Genomic DNA, 19,761 nt, shown 5'->3' with positions numbered 1-19,761 from the left:
AGAGGTAGGCCAGAAGTTTCAAAAGTGAAACAGAGGTTATCCCTTTCAATATTGTATCTGACTTCATACGATCTAATATTTAACTGCTGGCTACTCAGAAAATTGTAAGGTAATATCGCCGTTATTTGTATAAGTAGATAATTTTTTCGAACCATTCTCTTTATTGGCAGGCAAATTGCTATCTCCTTTCTTTACCTTGCTTAAGATCGCAAAATCATCATATGACCCTAGAATTGAACCGCTAATATTTCCGTTTTTTGTTTCAAGGGTTATAGCCGTCCCTACATTCAATTTGTCCAGTTGGATATTTCCGTTATTTATGTTTACTTCCACTGTCCCTAAAAACGAGATTGTTGGTAATACAATACTTTCATTTGATGTTTTTAAAGTCAAATTTTTTAAAGTTGCATCAGGTATCCATACCTGAATAGTTCTGGTTACTTGTGAGCCTTTTCCTCCGATATAGTCGTTCCATTCCTTATTACTGTCACTTACCATTAACAGTTCTTTATCATCAGATAGATCAATGTTGTAAAAATCTTTCTCACTTTCATAGTAAACAATATGAATTTGTTCATCTTTAGATTGGAGGATAGTTATTTTTTTATCCTTTACATCAATTGTTAAGGTATCAATCTTTTGGGCAGGGATGATGTAATTTTTTTCCTCTATGGAAGTGGAGTGGGAGGAGCATCCTGCCAATGATATCAATAGTGTCACCAATATGCCTATAGTAGTTAGTAATTTTTTTGCAGTACTTTTCATTATAAAATGCTCCTTCGTTAAATCATTTTTCTTTTTAATATAGCCAGTCCTACGAATACCAATCCTAAGCTGCTCTGCAAAAAATTGCGATATGCAATTAAGCATTAGAGTTGAACATAATGATCTTGAAAAAGTCTACCCAAATATGTTGTAAGAGTTGGATCGGATCATTTTTGTATTTCGTTGCGTTTATCAGTCGCATATGTTTTAATCATCATAAACTTTTGTGTTACAAAAAGGTCAAGAGGGTAGATATGAACAACTATTTTACAATTAAGCAAGCAGCAGAGATCGTAGAGATGACCAGTGAGACCTTGCGGCACTATGATCGGATTGGATTAGTCAAGCCATGCCATAAAGATGAATTGTCGGGATATCGATACTATTCCGAGCAGGAGCTCGTAAAGCTGCAAACCATTGAACTGCTCAAAGCAATGGATCTTACTTTAATGGATATTAAAGATATATTGCAGCAGAATGATCTCTCTAAAGTAATTGAATTTCTAAAACAGGCAGAAAAAAGAGCAGACGATAAAATTGCTCGTCTGCAGTATGCAAAATCGAAAATTAAACGTGCCTATCTACATTATGAAAATAAGTTCCACAACGGTTATAGTCAAAGTGAAAATTACTTTGTCAGAAACATAGAGGAAAGGGTAATTATGCTTTCGAATAAAATGGAAAGCCCCACACTTAAGAATTTATGGGACTATCACAGACATTTCTATCAACAAATTGAGACTTCTCTGCGTTCACAATTTCTGTTTGAAGATATGGCGGGAATGTTCACGACTGAAGGAATAACACGGTTATTTGCTGTTTGCTTGAAATATCCGTCTTTAGAGGGGTTAACTGTGCTACCAGAAGGGGACTATCTGTGTGCAAACTGTACCGAAGAGAATAAGAATGCTGTATTACAAAATTTACTTGAAAGGGCAAAGACGGAATACGATGTGTGTCCAGATTTTGTTCTTCATAACATTATTGTGACTGGAATATTGCAGTGGGATTATCAGATACAACTGTTCATTAAGAAACGCACATGTTAGATTAAATACAAAGGAAAAGGTTTAGGAAGAGAGAATCGTTTGATTAAAAGTCGCTAATTTAGCGGCTTTTTTTTGATTAAGCAATCACGTTTCTTGCCCCAGGCTGAGGACAAGTACGTTATACTTCGCCGATTAGCTAAATATTTAACTATAGTTCAATGTTATCTATTTAGCTAACTGGCAGATTAACGCTATAAGCCTCTTAGGATTAGTATGCTTAAGTGAAAAAAGTATTCTCATGAATTATCTAATGTGAATAAATACAAATTCCACTGCAGTTAATCCATTTTCTATACATATTTTTAATAGTATATTGAGGTAAATAAAGTGATTATTCACTTTGATAATTCCGAAATTGCTTTGTCGGTATTATTTTATGGCTTCGTAAGGATTGCAAACCATCGAAATATGGGAGTTTAAAACAGATGTTGTGCCGTAGTTAGTTTTTTGAAAGGAAGGTATAGGGGTGAGTATTTATTATGCTTCAAGCAAAGAGGATATCACTAAGGATGCACTCCAAGAGTTATTTCTTTCGGTAGAATGGGAGTCTGGCAAGTATCCAAACGAGCTTTTACAAGCAATCGGAGGGTCTCATTCAATTGTTACCGCTTGGGAAGGAGGAAAGCTTGTCGGTTTAATAAATGCTTTGTCAGATGGTGTTTTAACGGTATATTTTCATTATATGCTTATTAATCCGAGTTATCAGAGTATAGGTATAGGTAAGGAAATGATGAATATAATGCTTGATAGATATAAAGGGTGTAAAACAAAAGTATTAATTTCTTATCCTCATGCAGTGGATTTCTATAATAAATTTGGCTTTAATACAGAGGATGGAGCTATACCAATGTTTATCTCAGAGTTGATATGATTAAAATAACGGATCACGATAGTTTAATCGCAACAAGAAGGCAGCCGATCAGAGGATCAGCTGCCGTTTTTATTGAAGTAAAGGGGCAGGATAACTCAGTAATTTCGCGAATACTCAAAAGATGGAATTATCACAAAGCTCCCGAATAAGACGTTATAAGAAATCGGCGAGAAACTATAAGGAGCAGAAAACATGAAATGCCCTCACTGTAACACCGAATTAAGTGAACTTCCTTTATGTTACGGAAGTGAAGCACCATATTATTTTTACACTGTACCAGAAGAGAAAAGAACAGAATTAATTAGAGATTTTTGTGTAATTGATGAACAGCATTTCTTTATTAGAGGCCATATTGAAATACCAATAATCGATAGCAAAGAGAAATTTATATGGAGTGTGTGGGTTTCTCTTAGTGAAGAAAACTTTCTGAAGTCTAATGAATTATTGCACGTAGAAGGAAGGGAGACGGAAGAACCTTATTTTGGTTGGTTATCGACTGAACTTTCAATATATCCAATAACTACATTATCGTTAAAGACAATGGTGCATACACAAGAGGTTGGTGCTGTTCCGTTAATAGAATTAGAACAAACGAATCATCCACTTGCAGTTGAACAAAGAGAAGGAATTACAATGGAGAGAGTTAAAGAAATTGCTCATTTAATAAATCATAGTCAGTAAGAGAAAAATTTGAATCTATAGTCGAAGAAGCTGCCGACATCTTATTAAATCATATCTACGCCAGCAGACAACCTTGCAAGGCTAAACTCGGTGTGTAATGTCGTTTAAGCTAACAGGAGACTTTTGTTCAATGAAACAGAGACAATCTAATATTTTATTTTCTGCTGACAATGACACGTTAGTCCCGATGATGTGAATAATCATCGGGACTTTTTATTCAAAAGGCAAATTTTAGATGCTATTACCATGATTGTACGGAATGTTATTTCCTGATTATTTGAATTGCCGCCTGGACCGGTCGAAGCAACTGCTTAATCGGTCAACCTGAGATGGAGATACAAGAAATCGTCCTGTCCAAGTTCCCGGACGGTCGGAGAGTGAATTGAAATATACTTGTAACTAATGCAGCAGCTGACCTAAAGAGTGGGGCAGCTGCTGCATTAGTATGGAAATCTGAAGGACACCGGAGATCTTGGCTAGTCAGAGCTCATTTTTTGGATCAGGAATTTACTCCGGAGAAAATTAGAACTCGTAGGTCTTTAGTTCTCCATTTCTTGACGCCAGTTTCAGAATATTTCCATCCTCAGGCATCCCTTCAAAATATGCTCTTATTGTGCCTGTTGTACACTGGTGCCCGCATATGAGGATATTGATCTCTTTTCCACCGTGTTCCGCTTCAAGCTCCTTCATAAACCCAAAGACTCTTGAGACATAATTAGCGACATCTTCAACATTCTCGTAAAAGGCTGGATCAGGAATGCCTCCTGCCAGTCTGACCTCTTCTTTTTTCAGACCATCGGCTGTGCCCAAATCAAAGACATTAAGCCGTTCATCGTTGCAGGCTTGCATACCGGTTGCGATTTCAGCTGTTTGAACAGCTCGTTCCTGTGGTGAGGAGAAGATATAATCAAACTGGATTCTATTGATTTTTTCTTTAAGGTTCTCCGCTTGTTGGAATCCGGCGTTATTCAAGGGAAGGCCATTGCGGCCCTGAACTCTCCCTTCTTTGTTAACGTCTGTTTCTCCGTGCCTGATCACATAAAGCATGATTAACCTCCCGATGTATCTATAATTTTCTGATTTCCTGGAGCTTTAGATTACGAAAAATTTTGACGGATCGACTCAGCTTTTTCTTTGGTAAAGACACCTGAATCAAGCAGGTCTAGTATGGACAATACTCCTCCACGAGAACCCCAGCTCCCTTCATCGATCACTTGGAAGGATACCCACCAGCCTGGAGATGGCTCCTTCATGTCAAGAGCTTGGGTCAAATTAGAAAGTATATTCTGAATAACCTCTTTTCGAACCTCATTTCTCCAGTCGCCGTCCATGACCAGAATGTTTATGAGGATGATATCCCTTTCCGGTGTATCCACTACCAATTTCCCCCCAATACCCATATGTTCGGTGGAGAACTCTGAGAATCGGACCTGGAAACCTTCACGTGCAGGCGGGCAAAACTGTCCAATCTCTGGAACTAGTACTGCATCTGTCAGTGTTTCCGCAAGAATGCGGCGTTGCTCTAAAGAAATACGGCCTTCCGGATAGTTAACTGCAATCATAGTCATGATGATTCGCTCCTTTTTTTTGTAGGCGACATTTAAGAAATAGTCGGACTTCTAAATGAGCATCCTGCTCATACCTATAATCTAAACGGCTATCAAAGCATTGTCAACAAAGATTATTTTAAAAATATATATTATTATAATATATGTGCGAAATCAGTGTATCTTCAGCTGAAATGTTTTATAATAAACTTGTCAGCTTCATTCGAGGTTAGCGTTTTGATTTTGGCAGCATTTCCATGGGAGGTAATATTAAAATGGCTTCACTATCGGCAAAAGAGAACACGATGCTTGCCATATTAGGCATTCTTACAATTGGTCCCCACACTGGCTACGATATTAAACAGCATATGGAACAAAGCACCCAGTATTTTTGGAAAGAAAATTATGGTCAAATCTATCCAGGTCTAGCTGAGCTTCTGAAAAACAAGGATGTGGCAGTCCGTGTACAGCGCCAGGATGGAAAGCCTGATAAAAAAATATACAGCATTACAGAACAGGGGAAGCAACTCTTAAATAATTGGCTCTCCCAACCCATGGAGCACATGGTGATGCTAAAGAAGAACGAATTATTACTAAAGGTTTTTTTTGGAAGTAATACTTCAGCTGATATTATTATCGGGCATATACTGGATCATAAGAAAAAGCTAGAGGAAGCATTACAGATCTTTTTGGGACTTGAGGAATGGCTTCTAAAGCAAGAAACGGATGACCCCAATATTAAATACTGGCTAATCACAAATGATTATGGGAAAAGACAGTTTAGCAGCCTTATTCATTGGTGTGATGACAGTATCAGTTTGCTTAATAAATCCATTTGAATAATCCTAAAGAACCCACGCCTGAGAGATTTATATGACCCGACAATTGATGTTTTCTTTCATGAGTTGTCGCCCGTGAAACACTCAACGTCACCCGTACTCCTATTAGGGAGTTAACGGGTGGCGTTTTTTCATGCCCAATTCTACATATGTAGTATCAACAAGGCGTGCCCTAAAAGATCACGGGTTAAATTGCAATCAATTTCAAGCTAATGGAAAGTTAGCTTTACATACACACTTCAATGTGTTATTCTTACGGAAAGTTAACTTTCCATAATTGCTTCAGGAGGTAAGATATTGAAAAACAGGCTTGAAGAGATTAGAAAAGAAAAAGGCATTAAACAAGAAGAACTAGCGGATAAATTGGAAGTATCCAGGCAAACGATTGGTTCACTTGAAAATGGCCGGTATAACCCATCCATCATTCTTGCATTTAAGATTGCGCGATTTTTTGAAATGAGTATTGAAGATATTTTCATTTACGAGGAGGAGCTGGGTAATGAAAACGGCAAGTAAATGGGTGCTCTTAAAAATTGCAGGTGCTATTATGGTTTATATGGGTGGATTTATTTTAATCGACGAGAAGCTAAAAGGAATTTCCGGTTTGCTCATTGGTGTGGGTTCAGTCCTTGCAGTGCTTGGAGTAGGAAATATGGTGTATTCGTTATGGCTTAATAAGCCAAAGAACAAAGTAAAAAATGATGAGAAAGTTAGAATGAGTAAAATTGAGGCTAATGATGAACGGAAAATAAGAATAAGAGAAAAAGCGGGTTGGAAAACTAATATTGTTAACTTTTACATCCTAATGGCTCTAACTGTTGTATTTAGTTTAATGGGAGTAGATCAAACTGTAGTCACTGTGTTATGTGGTGTTTTTGTTTTTCAAATCTCCTTAGGAATCTTCCTGTTTAATTATTATGCTAAGAGAATGTAATTGGAATGACGTAACATCAATTAGAATATTCGAAAATATTTTGTTAGGAGAGAATGACATGGAAGTATTTGCAGAATATTTAGCGCAGATTGATAACCCGCAACATCGGGAAAGAATGGAAGAGGTTTTAGCTTGGGTAGCTGGAAAATTTACTGATTTAAAGCCAAAAGTTGCGTGGAATCAGCCTATGTTTACCGATCACGATACTTTTATTATTGGTTTTAGTGTATCCAAACATCATTTGGCGGTTGCCCCTGAAATTGCAGGAATTAATCGTTTTTCTGATGAAATTGTGCAGGCAGGTTATGATCACACCAAGCAGTTGTTCCGCATCCGGTGGGAAAGTCCCGTTGATTTCTCATTACTTGAAAAAATGATCGAGTTTAATATGTTGGATAAGGCAGACTGTTCAACTTTTTGGCGGAAATAAAATGTATTATTTAGCGTTCAATTCATTTTAAGCAAATTTATATGTGGAAGCCCCGGAGGACAAGTCACTTTTAATATGTGATTTGTCTTTTTTATTTGAATTTTCAGCACGAAATATTCAATATTTTGGAAGGTGGATGGAATGTTGGAAGCGAATTTATACACGTTAGTTCAACCTGTTATGCGGAGCAGGCAGACAATCCGAGGAGACTACGACCCGGTGCTGGAACGCCTTAAGCCACTAGTATTCCTGAACGCGGAAACGTTTAAGAGGTCAGGGTATTGCTGCGATTCTAGATGTCAGAAGAAATGTATTACGCATTTGCAACTGCAAGTGTCGTAAACGCAACCTCAATCATATAGCATAGACTCCATTGTTTTTCTATAATTAAGGCAAGATATAGCAAAGGAGAGCAAGCAAATGTCTTTCAGTGAAAAATTGTTGCAACTTAGAAAAGAAAAAGGTTATTCCCAGGAAATGCTGGCCGAAAAACTGTGCACAACCAGACAGGCAGTCAGCAAGTGGGAAAACGGACAGGGGTTCCCCGAAACCGAAAAATTGCTAATGATTGGAAACCTGTTCGAGGTGTCCATTGATTATTTGCTAAAGGAGGGAGAGGTAAAGGGCGGGGTTGAAGAGCGTGGGTATTATGTCAGCCAAGAGATGGCGGAAGGGTATTTGATTCATCAGCGAAAGTCATCCAATCGCATTGCGACAGGTGTGTGCCTTCTAATTATGTCTTTTTTGCCGTATTTGATGCTTCGGAAGGAACAAGTCATTTATTCTTTTCTTATTATCATTTTGTTGGCGGCAGCGGGTGTCGTTGTTCTTGTGTCCGCCATACTGAAAGACGAGGAAAGGTACCATGTGCTGGATAAAGAGGCTCTTATGCTGGATCAAGGTTATGTGAAGCAATTAACAGAACGTTTGAATAGATTGAAGAGTAGGTACGCAACTGTGATCATTGTGGGTGCTGGCATGTTGGCGGTAGGTGGAATGGGCTTTTTGCTAGAGAGAAAGGGGATCTCCAAAGGCGTGTTAATCCCTTATTATCCTATTTGCGTCATTTTGATTGCTATAGGCACATATGTAATTATTCGAACATCTACTTTGTTGTCCTCCTATAGTCTGCTGATCTACAATGAGAAGCATATTAATCGGAGGAATGACGGCTTTTGGAGAAAAATAAGAAAAAAGTTGGCGGAATAATAAGCTAGGCTCTTGAATCAATGTATAATATTTAGCAGATGTCTATTGTTAACAATATGTAACGAATCCTGATTAAGAAAGCAAATAAGTTAAGGAATATTATGTTAATGGGGAACTTTAGTTTAATGAAACAGCGACAGTCTAGGACTTTATTTTCTCGTCCATTGCTGTCGCTGTTTCAATTTCTAGGGTCAGTTTAAAACTTATTTTATGAAGTCAGAAGGTATAATAATTAGAAGAGCAGCGTGGAATGGAGAGCCTATAAGACGCTAAAGAGTTTGATGATACTAAATTCATACAATAAGATTAATCTATGAGACTATTAAGGAGGTAATAAACACTCCAAGGAGAGGAACCTATGAACAAATTAAGGGCAATCATAGTTCCGTTATTCTTAATCTTTTTATTGGGATGTAGTAAGGAGCAAATTAGCGATAATTCAAAAAAAGAATATAGCCAAGCTGAACAATTTATTACCGATATGGGCTATCTGATCATTAGTAATGAAGGAATTGTTTCTGAATATTTATTAGATAAAAAACTGCTGACGGAAATGCCATACATGCAATACTGGAGTGTTCAAAGTGTTGATCCAGTCGATTATATAGGCAAGGAAATAACTACAAGTAAGTTCATCGTTAAAAATCACCCCTTAGATAATAAGAAGGATAATACAAAAAAACAAACCCTGATTTTTCTGCTAGAAGCAGACGATGAAGTGATAGGAGGCTATAGTTTTCCTGATTTCGATGAATTACATATGGGCTGGGTTTACACCATTGATGGAAAAACACTCGAAGAATTGACCAGAGAAGCTTTCCCGAAATGGTCTAAGGAGTGGAATTTAAGATATAAATAATGGTTGGGGAGTATTTATAAAGGAGCAGATATGAAAAAACTAATCCTAGTGCTTGTAGCGGTGGTTATTATTTCGAATGCGATATGGAGTTATTTATATTTCAATAAAGAGGTCGAAACAAATTTAAACACTGGTGTTCAAGTATATACGCTTAAGGGTACAGGGGATACATGGGATGTTTTAGATTACAAAATAATAATTTCATCTAGCAAAATTTTACGGGGACATGGGAAGTTAGTGTTCAAGGGAGACCCAAGCGCTTTAGTGAATAGTAGCTATTATAAGTATGAAGTTAATGAAAAAAACACTAATAATAAGGATGAAACAGTTCTTGTAAATGAAGCTAGGTCAACGGATGGACCCATTTCAATATTAAGTAACACTGATATCGGGTCTATAACTGGTCCATATTTATATGACGAATTAAATAAAAATAGACAAAATTATGAAAACACCACTTTATCTATTACATGGAATGATAATGAAGGGGAGCTTCATTCCGAAACAATAAGTTTAGATATTGAGAGTGAAATTTCTCTTAAGGATGATCTTTAAGGGTGATAAATCCAAGAGACTAAGATTGAATCTCTACGGACTGAAGGAAGATCCTCTACGCCCCAAAAGCCTGCCGGTACTTCACAGGAGACATGCCTTCAAACCTTCTGAACACTTTAATGAAATAGCTGGACTGGGCAAAACCGGACTGAGTCGCAACCTGAGCAATGGAGAGTCCTGTGGAAACCAGTAAAAGCTTGGCTTTAGCCAGCCGACAATCGGTTAAATAACGGTTTGGAGTTTTACCCATAACCACCCGGAACAGCCTTAGAAAATGATAGCTGCTGTAACCGGTCAATCTTGCCATCGATTCAAGAGACCAAGGGCTGGCACATTCGACATGAATGATATCTGCAGCACTGCGGATGGACTGCCTAACCTCGTGCGGTACTGAGCCGTGAAGCGGCTCGGAGTTCTGCAGCAAGTTTACTAGAAGCTCATACAGCAGAGCAGATAGTCTTGGCTCGCTACGGGTCACGTAGGAAGCACTCAGTAGGTACATTTCCTCGAATAGCTCGTCCAGCTTAGCATCCAAATCAAAAGTGAACAGGTATGCACGAGACTGGTCCACTTCTTCTAATAAGGGAAGGACAATTTCAGTGTTAAAATGAACCCAGCGGACATCCCAAGGCTCGCCTGGGTCAGAGCCGTATTGCTGATAAGCCCCTTTGGGGTACAGAAAACCTCGTCCTCTACTCATCGGAATACGTTCGCCCTCATGGAATACATAACCCTCCCCACCAAAGATCAAATGCAGGTTATAACTCCCCAGAAACCCTTCGCTTCTTCTCTCTGTATGTTGTGGAAAGTGAGTGTAATGTCCCAAAAATTCAGGATAACAGACATATTTTGAAAAAGCCGGTGTCGGCAAATACCATTGTTTCTTCATGTTTGGCAGCACCCATTTCTGTAGCGCAACAGAGCGCAAGTTGGATTAAGGCAATGAACGCAAGATTGTTATATGATAGCAATATTTTGTTATATAAGACCTCTTAACATTGATACTACAATAGAATTATATAATATTGAAAGCATATTTTTAATACTTTGGAGGTAATGATGAAGAAACCTGTCGCAACTGAAAAATTCGAGCTTGGCGTCTGTTATTATCCGGAGCACTGGCCAGAAAACATGTGGGAGGACGATTATCGCCGGATGCGTGAACTCGGCTTTACGATCATTCGGATGGGGGAGTTTGCTTGGTCTATTTTTGAACCGGCAGAAGGGCAGTTTCAGTTCGGGCTCTTTGATCGGGCGATTGATCTAGCACATAAATATGGTCTTCAGGTTGTACTTGGTACTCCGACGGCCACGCCTCCAGCTTGGTTGACTGATAAGTATCCCGAAGTTTTAAATGTAACCTACGAAGGTGTTACACTTCAGCATGGCATGCGCCGTCATTATAATTACAGCAGTCCTAAATACCGGGAACTGTGTGCACGTATTGCAGAACAAATGGCTGAACATTACGGCAATCATCCGGGTGTAGTTGGCTGGCAAATTGATAATGAGCTCAACTGTGAGATCAGTGAATTTTATTCGGAGAGTGACCATAAGGCTTTCCGGGAATGGCTACAGCAGAAATATGTTACACTTGAGCATTTGAACGAGGCTTGGGGAGCTGTTTTTTGGAATCAAAGCTATAGTGACTGGTCTCAGGTCTATCTTCCACGTCCGACTCCAGTACCGAAGCAACCCAATCCTCATCAGGCATTGGATGAAAAACGGTTTATTTCGGACAATACAATTTCTTTTGCCAAAAACCAAGCGGATATCATCCGTAAACTTGCCCCTAAGCAGTGGGTAACCACGAACGGTCTGTTCGGGCATCTCGATAGCCATGAAATGACGGATGAACTGTTGGATTTCTTCAGCTATGATTCCTATCCTCAGTTCTCTACTATTTTTTATGACCCGAATGAGCGGAATCCGCTGAATGATAGAGGCTGGGGACTGTCGTTATCTGTTGTTCGTTCGATATCCCCGAATTTCTGCATTATGGAGCAGCAGTCGGGCCCGGGTGGCTGGGTGAACCGGATGGATATGCCTTCTCCAAAGCCCGGGCAGATGCGGTTATGGACTTATCAGTCGATCGCTCATGGAGCAGATATGGTGTTATATTTCCGCTGGCGGACAGCTACGATGGGCAATGAAATTTATTGGCATGGAATCAATGACTATCATAATCAGCCTAACCGGAGAGTGCGGGAAGCGGGGCAGATCGGTCAGGAGCTGGCAGCAGCAGGTCATGCGTTTGTCGGTACTCGTAATCAGGCTAACATTGCTATTGTTCGTGATTATGACAATGAGTGGGATGGAGAATACGATGTTTGGCATGGCCCGTTTATGTGGAAGAGCAATAAGGAGTGGTACAAGGCGCTTCAGCAGAAGCATATCCCGAATGACGTACTCTATTTACGCAAAAAAACAACGCTGGAGGAGCTTGCAAGGTACGACGTGCTTATCTATCCTCACCCAGCGATTATGACAGATGAGACAGCAGCACTGCTGGATGAATATGTTCAGCAAGGCGGCAAACTGATCTTCGGCTGTAGAACCGGCTATAAGGATGAGCGCGGTCAATGTAATATGCGTCCTTTCCCAGGTGCTGCTAAGGATCTATGCGGGATCACAGTTGAAGAATTCACAATGGTTAAGGGCAGTCGTCAGCCAACAACAATTAGCTGGTCAGGCGCGGCCGAAGTCGTTACGGGAGCAGATGACTTTAATGATATTCTCAAAATAGAGGAAGCTTCGGTTGAAGTGATGGCGGTTTACGCCTCTGATTATTATGCAGGAAAACCGGCGGTATCTAGAAATCGTCGCGGCAAGGGTGAGGTTTGGTATTACGGAGCCGTATTTAATGAACAGGCAGCGGCTGAGATCATAAATTTAATTGATCTACAATCGCCAGCAGATTGGCTGGAGCTCCCAGAAGAGGTAGAGCTGCAAGTCCGTACCGGAGCTTCTTCCAGTTATGCTTTTTTGCTTAATTATAGTGAGACTCCTGTCACGATCCATCTTCATGAGACCAAAACAGATTTACTGAGCGGCACAACATTGTCGGGCGAGGTTCTTCTGGAAGGATTTGGGGTATTGGTGTTGAACTAACGTATACATTGATCTCACATTTGAGTAGATTTGGATAATTCTCTCTTTTCGGTTATACTTTGAAGTAGCAATTATATAGTCACGGGAGCTTGGTGGAACCAGGCTGAGAGGATAGTTATAACTATCGACCGTCAAACCTGATCTGGATAATGCCAGCGGAGGAAATGGAGCTCTATTTCTATTTGTCTACTCTAAGGCCGCATCTTATACAGATGTGGCCTTTTCTATGTGTGGGAGTAGACCGTCTCCGCTTGATCAAATCACCTTATAGGAGGAATTGAGATGACAAGCGAATTGAACAACGATCCAATCAATCTATCAGCTTTTCCAGCAAGTCAAAAAGTGTATGTAAAGGGTTCACGGCCTGATATACAGGTGCCTATGCGGGAGATCTCACTTAGTCCAACTGCGGGCATAGACGGCGAAGAGGAGAATGCCCCAATTCATGTCTATGACACAAGCGGGGCTTACACGGATGCTAATATTCATACTGATATTCGTCAGGGGTTAGAGCCCAATCGTCTAAGCTGGATTGAGGAACGAGGGGATGCGGAAGCGTACGAAGGAAGAACCGTGAAGCCTGAAGATAACGGGAATGCAACAGGAAAAGCTGTGGCGGAAGTGTTTCCAGCGCTCCATAGAAAACCTTTGCGAGCGAAAAAGGGGCGTAATGTCTCTCAAATGCATTATGCACGCAAAGGGATTATTACTTCGGAAATGGAATACGTTGCGATTCGTGAGAATGTGGCACCGGAATTTGTAAGAGATGAAGTAGCCCGCGGCCGCGCCATCATCCCAGCGAATATCAATCATCCAGAGAGTGAACCAATGATTATTGGACGCAATTTTTTAGTGAAGATCAATGCCAATATAGGAAATTCCGCAGTATCCTCATCCATAGAGGAAGAGGTAGAGAAGATGAGATGGGCCACCCGCTGGGGTGCAGATAATATAATGGATCTCTCAACAGGTAAAAACATTCATACGACACGCGAGTGGATCATCCGTAATTCTCCTGTTCCTATTGGAACGGTGCCTATCTATCAAGCGTTGGAAAAAGTGAATGGGAAAGCGGAAGATTTAACGTGGGAAGTATACCGTGATACGCTCATAGAGCAAGCGGAGCAAGGGGTTGATTATTTTACCATTCATGCAGGGGTTCTGCTTCGTTATATCCCGTTGACTGCACAACGTATGACAGGCATTGTTTCAAGAGGTGGCTCCATCATGGCGGCATGGTGTCTTGCGCATCATCAAGAGAACTTTTTATATACACATTTTGAAGAGATATGTGAAATCATGAAGCTGTACGATGTTTCTTTTTCCCTAGGCGATGGATTACGTCCGGGTTCGATTGCTGATGCGAATGATGAAGCACAATTTGCCGAGTTAGAGACGTTAGGTGAATTAACAGCTATAGCTTGGAGTCATGATGTACAGGTAATGGTAGAGGGTCCAGGACATGTGCCGATGCACTTGATTAAAGAGAATATGGATAAGCAACTTGAAACTTGTAACGAAGCCCCTTTTTATACATTAGGTCCACTGACTACAGATATTGCGCCTGGTTATGATCATATTACCTCTGCTATAGGTGCAGCGATGATTGGTTGGTTCGGTACAGCTATGTTATGTTACGTAACTCCGAAGGAACATCTTGGCCTGCCTAATAAGGAAGATGTACGTATAGGGGTCATTACTTATAAAATAGCGGCTCATGCCGCAGATTTGGCGAAAGGGCATAAAGGAGCACAAGACCGGGATAATGCTCTTTCGAAAGCCCGTTTTGAATTTCGTTGGCGTGATCAATTTCATTTATCGTTAGATCCTGAGCGAGCGCTCGAATATCATGATGAGACATTGCCTGCGGAAGGCGCTAAAACAGCTCATTTCTGTTCCATGTGCGGGCCGAAATTTTGCAGTATGAAGATCTCTCATAATATCCGGAATACGACGAGAATTGAATCAGGAATGCAAGAGAAGGCGCAAGAGTTTCTCCAAGGCGGGAGCCTCATTTATAGATAACTTTTTCTGCTAAAAAGAAATATCTAAAAGAAGTCGTCATTGGCGGCTTCTTCTTTTATACTTTGAATAGATAGGAGTTGATGAATTGGAAGCGATTCGTTCAGAGGAAGCCATTTTAGAGGATTTAAGTAATAGTTTCTATCATTTTTTTGGATTGAAAGTCCTTCATGCTACCCCAATAAAACGTGGCTGGTTAAATCTTAAGTGGAAAATCACAACGGAATCAGGACCATTTCTACTTAAACAATACAACAAAAAAAGATATAAATTGTATAACCCAGAAGAACTGAGCTTCGCCTTTTCTCAACAGAAAAGATTGTATCTACAGGGACTCCCATGTCCCGAATTGTTGGCTTATAACCATAAAGTTTTACTGGAATCAGATATGGGAGAGACGTTTATGGTTATGGAATATTGTGAAGGGCGTGTCATAGAGCCGGGCAAAATTAACATCCTTCAAATGTTTGATTTGGGTCGTGCCACAGGTAAAATGCATCGTTTATTAAATGATGGGACCCTTAGTTTGAAAAGAACCCCACAATTTATTCCCCAAAGCCCTGAGGAACGTTTAGAACATTGGAATGTACTCCTACAACAATCAAAGGAAATGGGCAAAACTTCACTCATCACTGACCTAGAGATACAACTGAGAGCGACTGAAGAAATAGATCCGGAAATATTCGATGGACTTGAAGCTGGATGGGCACATCGTGATTTATGGGTTGATAATCTTTTATTTCAAGATAGTCAATTGTCTGCAATTCTAGATTTTGATCGGTTCAAATATGATTATCCGCAGCTTGATGTTGCACGTGCAGTGATGTCATGTGCTTTAGATGAAGATTTAGATGGAGCACTAGCTTCAGCATTTATTGACGGATATCGTGAGGAACGAACGGTGGAGCAGGGGTATTTAACAAAATCATTGCAGTTGTTGTGGTATATGGAAAGCCCGTGGTGGATTAATGCCGCGATGGACAAACATAGTGTACCTCCAAAACGTTTTGCAAAAGAAATGAATTGGCTGGCTAAGAACCTGAACAATTTACCTGGTATCTTAGGGAACTTATAGTGAAAACGATTGAATTATAGCCTAAAAGATGCATTGACCAGCAAAAGTTTGGCGCCTATAATCTTAACAAGGAAAATCCATCAGATATAGAGCTGTTTGTAAACGCATACAATGAGTTTTTTCCTTATTAATCATTGAAGGAGGAGATCAAACCTATCAAGTATTTCTTTTTTTCTCATTTTTGCAAACGTTTGCACCCCACGATAGCGCTTAAAATCGTAAGCTGCACTTAAAATTATGAGGAGGTTATTTACTTGGTATCCAAACAATCCAGGCGTTATATTTCGTGGTTAATTATTTTTTCACTCATTTTTAGTTTATTTGGTTTATCGGGTGGAGCATCGGCCAGCAATACGGATCATACAGTCACCTATACCAATCCTACAGCGGCAGCTGTGACCTTACATTGGACTACGAATAACTGGGCTAATACTACGGACACGGTGATGACCAAAAATGGAACCACGTTCATCGCCAACCTCAATGTTCAGGAAGGCGCCACCCTAATTTATTGTTATCACATCACGGCTCCAACGGATAGTTGGGACAATAACGGCGGGAAGAACTGGACGGTTGTTATTCCGGTCGCCGGGAAATACGAAGCAGAGAGTGCATCCCTGTCTGGTGGTGCAAAAGTAAATACGAATCACACCGGATATTCGGGCACTGGTTTTGTTGATGGATATACAACTACAGGAGCAGCCACCACTTTTAACGTCCAGGCTTCCGCAGCAGGGTCCTATAATGCCACGCTTCACTATGCTAATGCATCCGGCAGTGCTAAAAAAGTGTCCATTTATGTCAATGGAATAAAGGTTACACAGACAACATTAGCCAACCTGACCAACTGGGATACATGGGCAGACCAAACAGAAACACTCTCTTTACAGGCAGGAAATAACACGCTTGCTTATAAATATGACTCGGATGATAGCGGGAATATTAATATCGACTATGTGACCCTTTCGGCCGGAGCTACACCAACACCAACGATAACTCCTACCCCAACAGTGACACCAACACCTACGGTAACTCCTACCCCAACAGTGACGCCAACACCTACGGTAACTCCTACACCTACGGTAACTCCTACACCAACAGTGACGCCAACACCTACCATAACACCCACACCAACGCCAACAGTGACGCCAACACCTACACCTACTTCAGCGGGGCTAACCGTTCACTTTAAGAAACCAGCAAGCTGGAATGCAGCGATCCGCATCCATTACTGGAATCTGAATCCGGTAACCGTTCCGACTAGTGGAGCATGGCCGGGAATACTGATGAAATCGGACGGGAACGATTGGTATAGCTATACTGTTCCAAATGCTACAGGGGCAAGCCTGATCTTTAATGACGGCAATGGCAAGCAGACGGCTGACTTATCTCGCAGCGTAAAAGAGGGCTGGTATAACTCAGATAACGTATGGTATGACGCCAATCCAGACGTTCCTAAGGTTCCGGTGATATCCGTCTCTCCTGTGCCCAAAACCTATGATTCTGCCCAAACGGTGACCCTATCCAGTACAAATAGCGGCGATAAAATTTATTATACGACCGACGGATCAACACCTACGACAACCTCAACGTTGTATACGACTCCAATCCAAGTACCTTCTTCTTTGACTATCAAAGCATTCGGCGTTAACTCTATAGGGCAAGCGGGTAATGTAGGCTCTTTTGCTTATGTGATTGATCTGAATGCCGATTTGCAAGCTCCGATTATCACTGCGAATCTGCCTGTTGGGAATTCGAGCTCAGCGGTTTCCGTATCTTTTAATATAAAAGACAACAAGGCGGCAACGACCACAGCATATTACACAGATAATGGTACGGAACCAACAACGAGTTCAAAAGTCTATATTTCAGGCAATGCACTGACATCTCTTACCGGACCGTCTATCTTGATTAACAAGACGACAACCTTAAAATTCCTTGTGATCGATGGTGCCGGAAATGAAACTAAACAGAGTTTTGTTTATAACATTGGTAATAAGGGCGATTTTCGTGAAGATACGATTTATTTTGTAATCACTTCCCGGTTTTATGACGGTGATCCGAGTAACAACGAACATGCATGGGAGGATGCCAAGGCAGGAAATCCGGACTCTGATCCAGCTTGGCGAGGGGATTTTAAAGGACTGATTCAAAAGCTCGATTACATTAAAGCACTAGGCTTCAGTGCCATCTGGATTACACCTGTGGTGCAGAATGCCAGCGGTTATGATTATCATGGGTACCATGCAATAAATTTTGCAAAAGTAGATCCAAGATATGAATCCGCAGGGGCATCTTATCAGGATTTGATCAATGCAGCACACGCTAGAGGGATAAAGGTTATTCAAGATATTGTCGTCAATCATACCGGTAATTTTGGAGAAGAAAATCTGTTCCCGATGTTCAAAAAAGATCCAACGGCGGCGGACACCGTGAGTAACATGCTCAAAATTACGGATAAGCTGCCAGCTAACTATGATTCCATGGCCCCGGATCAGCAATATCAGGCAAGACTTGCCTTAATGAAGACTGCGGAGACTAACAATAACATTTACCATACAGAAAAAAGTCTTTCTTGGGAGTCTTACACCGTCCAGACAGGACAGATTGCGGGAGACTGTGTGGACTTAAACACAGAGAATCCTCTAGTGAATCAGTATCTAATCGACAGCTATAATCAATATATTGATATGGGTGTGGATGCTTTCCGGGTCGATACTGTAAAGCATGTAAGCCGGTATATTTTTAACAAATATTTTGTGCCGGCATGGAAAACAAGAGGGGGCTCAGACTTCTTTGTCTTTGGGGAAGTGGCTACTCGGTACAGAGATGTGTGGAACAGTGGAATTCCGGCGATATCAACACCATTTTATACTTGGAAAAGCTCAAAACCCTATCCAGGTGACGGTCAAAATGACTACGCTTCCAACAAGCTATCGGTGGAACAAGAGTGGGCAGATAACTCTACTACAGCAGGACAACCTACCTCGAACAATGCTTTTTTAACAGGAAATACTTATCATACGCCTGATTATTCGAAGAAATCGGGTATGGATGTTATTGATTTTCCAATGCACTGGGCTTTCAAAACTGCTCAGGAAGCATTCAGTATGAGAAGCGGTGATCAATTCTATAATGATGCTACCTGGAATGTAACTTATATTGACTCTCATGACTATGCACCTGACCAAGCACCAGAAAATCAAAGATTTGCCGGCACACAGGACACTTGGGCTGAGAATCTCGCGCTGATGTTCACCTTCCGAGGAATACCTGCGATCTATTATGGTTCTGAAATTGAGTTCAAAAAAGGATCAGTCATTGATGTAGGTCCAAATGCGCCGTTAAGTACAACAGGCCGTGCTTACTTTGGCGATCATATTGAGGGTAGTGTTACTGTTCAAGATTACGGTAAATATACCAATGCTACTGGCACACTTGCAGACTCGTTAAATTATCCTCTGGCGAAACATATCAGACAACTTAATTTAATTAGAAGAGCTGTTCCTGCTTTGCAAAAAGGCCAATATTCTACAGAAAATGTATCAGGTGATTTGGCATTTAAAAGAAGATACACTGATAGTAGCAAAGGAATCGATAGCTTTGCTTTGGTTACGATCTCAGGAAATGCAACATTCACCGGAATTCCTAACGGAACATATGTGGATGCGGTCACTGGTGATACCAAAACCGTTACCAACGGTGTGATCACAATCAACTGCTCCGGTAAAGGAAATGCACGGGTGTATGTATTGAACGGTAGTGGTGGAATCGGAGAGTCAGGAACCTATTTGAAGTAGGATCTTGTATCCAT

18 protein-coding genes and 1 riboswitch are annotated in these 19,761 nt (G+C 40.7%); of the genes, 14 read left to right on the top strand and 4 right to left on the bottom strand.

The genetic code is table 11. The features are described from left to right. Positions 1 to 90: 90 nt before the first annotated feature. Positions 91 to 765 carry a DUF4097 family beta strand repeat-containing protein gene (locus NST94_RS26430; RefSeq protein ID WP_339281454.1) on the bottom strand — a complete coding sequence of 225 codons (675 nt, stop codon included), beginning with the start codon at positions 763 to 765 and terminating at the stop codon, positions 91 to 93. 254 nt (positions 766 to 1,019) lie between these two features. Between NST94_RS26430 and NST94_RS26425 the strand changes: the two genes are divergently transcribed. The 3 genes from NST94_RS26425 (at position 1,020) to NST94_RS26415 (ending at position 3,366) form a co-directional block, all read left to right on the top strand. Then, on the top strand, positions 1,020 to 1,814 hold the full coding sequence (locus NST94_RS26425) for a MerR family transcriptional regulator (RefSeq protein WP_339281453.1): 795 nt from the start codon (positions 1,020 to 1,022) through the stop codon (positions 1,812 to 1,814). A 466-nt stretch (positions 1,815 to 2,280) separates the two neighbouring features. Next, positions 2,281 to 2,685 carry a GNAT family N-acetyltransferase gene (locus NST94_RS26420; protein ID WP_076186548.1) on the top strand — a complete coding sequence of 135 codons (405 nt, stop codon included), beginning with the start codon at positions 2,281 to 2,283 and terminating at the stop codon, positions 2,683 to 2,685. Between the two features lie 192 nt (positions 2,686 to 2,877). After that, a complete protein-coding gene (locus tag NST94_RS26415) occupies positions 2,878 to 3,366 on the top strand; it encodes a DUF2199 domain-containing protein (protein ID WP_339281452.1) in 489 nt (162 codons plus the stop codon). A gap of 522 nt (positions 3,367 to 3,888) precedes the next feature. Here the strand turns inward: NST94_RS26415 and NST94_RS26410 are convergent. Together NST94_RS26410 and NST94_RS26405 are read right to left on the bottom strand one after the other, a co-directional pair. Next, positions 3,889 to 4,413 (bottom strand): histidine phosphatase family protein, encoded by a 525-nt coding sequence (locus tag NST94_RS26410; RefSeq protein WP_339281451.1) that lies wholly within the window; start codon positions 4,411 to 4,413, stop codon positions 3,889 to 3,891. A gap of 50 nt (positions 4,414 to 4,463) precedes the next feature. Next, on the bottom strand, positions 4,464 to 4,934 hold the full coding sequence (locus NST94_RS26405; RefSeq protein WP_339281450.1) for a tautomerase family protein: 471 nt from the start codon (positions 4,932 to 4,934) through the stop codon (positions 4,464 to 4,466). Between the two features lie 254 nt (positions 4,935 to 5,188). Between NST94_RS26405 and NST94_RS26400 the strand changes: the two genes are divergently transcribed. From NST94_RS26400 to NST94_RS26370, 7 genes are all read left to right on the top strand, one after another. Beyond that, complete coding sequence (locus NST94_RS26400; protein ID WP_076219066.1) at positions 5,189 to 5,752, top strand: PadR family transcriptional regulator; 564 nt, start codon at positions 5,189 to 5,191, stop codon at positions 5,750 to 5,752. Positions 5,753 to 6,049: 297 nt separating this feature from the next. Beyond that, positions 6,050 to 6,268, top strand: coding sequence for a helix-turn-helix transcriptional regulator (locus NST94_RS26395; protein ID WP_036681352.1), 219 nt, complete (start codon positions 6,050 to 6,052; stop codon positions 6,266 to 6,268). Beyond that, complete coding sequence (locus NST94_RS26390; protein WP_339281449.1) at positions 6,252 to 6,686, top strand: hypothetical protein; 435 nt, start codon at positions 6,252 to 6,254, stop codon at positions 6,684 to 6,686. Before NST94_RS26395 ends, NST94_RS26390 begins: the two co-directional genes overlap by 17 nt. Before the next feature lie 58 nt (positions 6,687 to 6,744). Then, positions 6,745 to 7,116: an iron chaperone gene (locus tag NST94_RS26385; protein ID WP_339281448.1), complete on the top strand. Its 372-nt coding sequence runs from the start codon at positions 6,745 to 6,747 to the stop codon at positions 7,114 to 7,116. 420 nt (positions 7,117 to 7,536) lie between these two features. Then, positions 7,537 to 8,325, top strand: a complete 789-nt coding sequence (locus NST94_RS26380; RefSeq protein WP_076129796.1) for a helix-turn-helix transcriptional regulator — start codon at positions 7,537 to 7,539, stop codon at positions 8,323 to 8,325. A gap of 358 nt (positions 8,326 to 8,683) precedes the next feature. Next, positions 8,684 to 9,184, top strand: a complete 501-nt coding sequence (locus NST94_RS26375) for a hypothetical protein (protein WP_339281447.1) — start codon at positions 8,684 to 8,686, stop codon at positions 9,182 to 9,184. A 30-nt stretch (positions 9,185 to 9,214) separates the two neighbouring features. After that, positions 9,215 to 9,739, top strand: a complete 525-nt coding sequence (locus NST94_RS26370; RefSeq protein WP_339281446.1) for a hypothetical protein — start codon at positions 9,215 to 9,217, stop codon at positions 9,737 to 9,739. A gap of 55 nt (positions 9,740 to 9,794) precedes the next feature. Here the strand turns inward: NST94_RS26370 and NST94_RS26365 are convergent, their stop codons facing one another. After that, the gene (locus tag NST94_RS26365) at positions 9,795 to 10,628 is read right to left on the bottom strand and encodes an AraC family transcriptional regulator (protein WP_076208631.1); all 834 of its coding nucleotides are present in this window, start codon (positions 10,626 to 10,628) and stop codon (positions 9,795 to 9,797) included. A gap of 170 nt (positions 10,629 to 10,798) precedes the next feature. Between NST94_RS26365 and NST94_RS26360 the strand changes: the two genes are divergently transcribed. The 4 genes from NST94_RS26360 (at position 10,799) to NST94_RS26345 (ending at position 19,747) form a co-directional block, all read left to right on the top strand. Then, positions 10,799 to 12,850 carry a beta-galactosidase gene (locus tag NST94_RS26360; protein ID WP_339282164.1) on the top strand — a complete coding sequence of 684 codons (2,052 nt, stop codon included), beginning with the start codon at positions 10,799 to 10,801 and terminating at the stop codon, positions 12,848 to 12,850. 71 nt (positions 12,851 to 12,921) lie between these two features. Next, a riboswitch (TPP riboswitch) is annotated at positions 12,922 to 13,030 on the top strand. Positions 13,031 to 13,132: 102 nt separating this feature from the next. Beyond that, a complete protein-coding gene (gene thiC / locus NST94_RS26355) occupies positions 13,133 to 14,875 on the top strand; it encodes a phosphomethylpyrimidine synthase ThiC (RefSeq protein WP_076194050.1) in 1,743 nt (580 codons plus the stop codon). Between the two features lie 85 nt (positions 14,876 to 14,960). Then, positions 14,961 to 15,947, top strand: coding sequence for a phosphotransferase (locus NST94_RS26350; protein ID WP_339281445.1), 987 nt, complete (start codon positions 14,961 to 14,963; stop codon positions 15,945 to 15,947). A 254-nt stretch (positions 15,948 to 16,201) separates the two neighbouring features. After that, a complete protein-coding gene (locus NST94_RS26345) occupies positions 16,202 to 19,747 on the top strand; it encodes an alpha-amylase family glycosyl hydrolase (RefSeq protein ID WP_339281444.1) in 3,546 nt (1,181 codons plus the stop codon). Positions 19,748 to 19,761 lie beyond the last annotated feature (14 nt).

The sequence above is a fragment of the Paenibacillus sp. FSL H8-0282 genome, assembly GCF_037963825.1.
Lineage (GTDB): Bacteria > Bacillota > Bacilli > Paenibacillales > Paenibacillaceae > Paenibacillus_AQ > Paenibacillus_AQ odorifer.
The sequence above is the reverse complement of the archived record's forward strand: the minus strand, read 5'-3'. Positions and strand labels throughout refer to the sequence as shown.

What these genes read in the sequence shown, in the direction of transcription:
- NST94_RS26430 (WP_339281454.1), bottom strand. Translation starts at nt 765, where the DNA reads ATGAAAAGTACTGCAAAAAAATTACTAACTACTATAGGCATATTGGTG.
- NST94_RS26425 (WP_339281453.1), top strand. Translation starts at nt 1,020, where the DNA reads ATGAACAACTATTTTACAATTAAGCAAGCAGCAGAGATCGTAGAGATG.
- NST94_RS26415 (WP_339281452.1), top strand. Translation starts at nt 2,878, where the DNA reads ATGAAATGCCCTCACTGTAACACCGAATTAAGTGAACTTCCTTTATGT.
- NST94_RS26410 (WP_339281451.1), bottom strand. Translation starts at nt 4,413, where the DNA reads ATGCTTTATGTGATCAGGCACGGAGAAACAGACGTTAACAAAGAAGGG.
- NST94_RS26405 (WP_339281450.1), bottom strand. Translation starts at nt 4,934, where the DNA reads ATGACTATGATTGCAGTTAACTATCCGGAAGGCCGTATTTCTTTAGAG.
- NST94_RS26400 (WP_076219066.1), top strand. Translation starts at nt 5,189, where the DNA reads ATGGCTTCACTATCGGCAAAAGAGAACACGATGCTTGCCATATTAGGC.
- NST94_RS26390 (WP_339281449.1), top strand. Translation starts at nt 6,252, where the DNA reads ATGAAAACGGCAAGTAAATGGGTGCTCTTAAAAATTGCAGGTGCTATT.
- NST94_RS26385 (WP_339281448.1), top strand. Translation starts at nt 6,745, where the DNA reads ATGGAAGTATTTGCAGAATATTTAGCGCAGATTGATAACCCGCAACAT.
- NST94_RS26380 (WP_076129796.1), top strand. Translation starts at nt 7,537, where the DNA reads ATGTCTTTCAGTGAAAAATTGTTGCAACTTAGAAAAGAAAAAGGTTAT.
- NST94_RS26375 (WP_339281447.1), top strand. Translation starts at nt 8,684, where the DNA reads ATGAACAAATTAAGGGCAATCATAGTTCCGTTATTCTTAATCTTTTTA.
- NST94_RS26370 (WP_339281446.1), top strand. Translation starts at nt 9,215, where the DNA reads ATGAAAAAACTAATCCTAGTGCTTGTAGCGGTGGTTATTATTTCGAAT.
- NST94_RS26365 (WP_076208631.1), bottom strand. Translation starts at nt 10,628, where the DNA reads ATGAAGAAACAATGGTATTTGCCGACACCGGCTTTTTCAAAATATGTC.
- NST94_RS26360 (WP_339282164.1), top strand. Translation starts at nt 10,799, where the DNA reads ATGAAGAAACCTGTCGCAACTGAAAAATTCGAGCTTGGCGTCTGTTAT.
- thiC (WP_076194050.1), top strand. Translation starts at nt 13,133, where the DNA reads ATGACAAGCGAATTGAACAACGATCCAATCAATCTATCAGCTTTTCCA.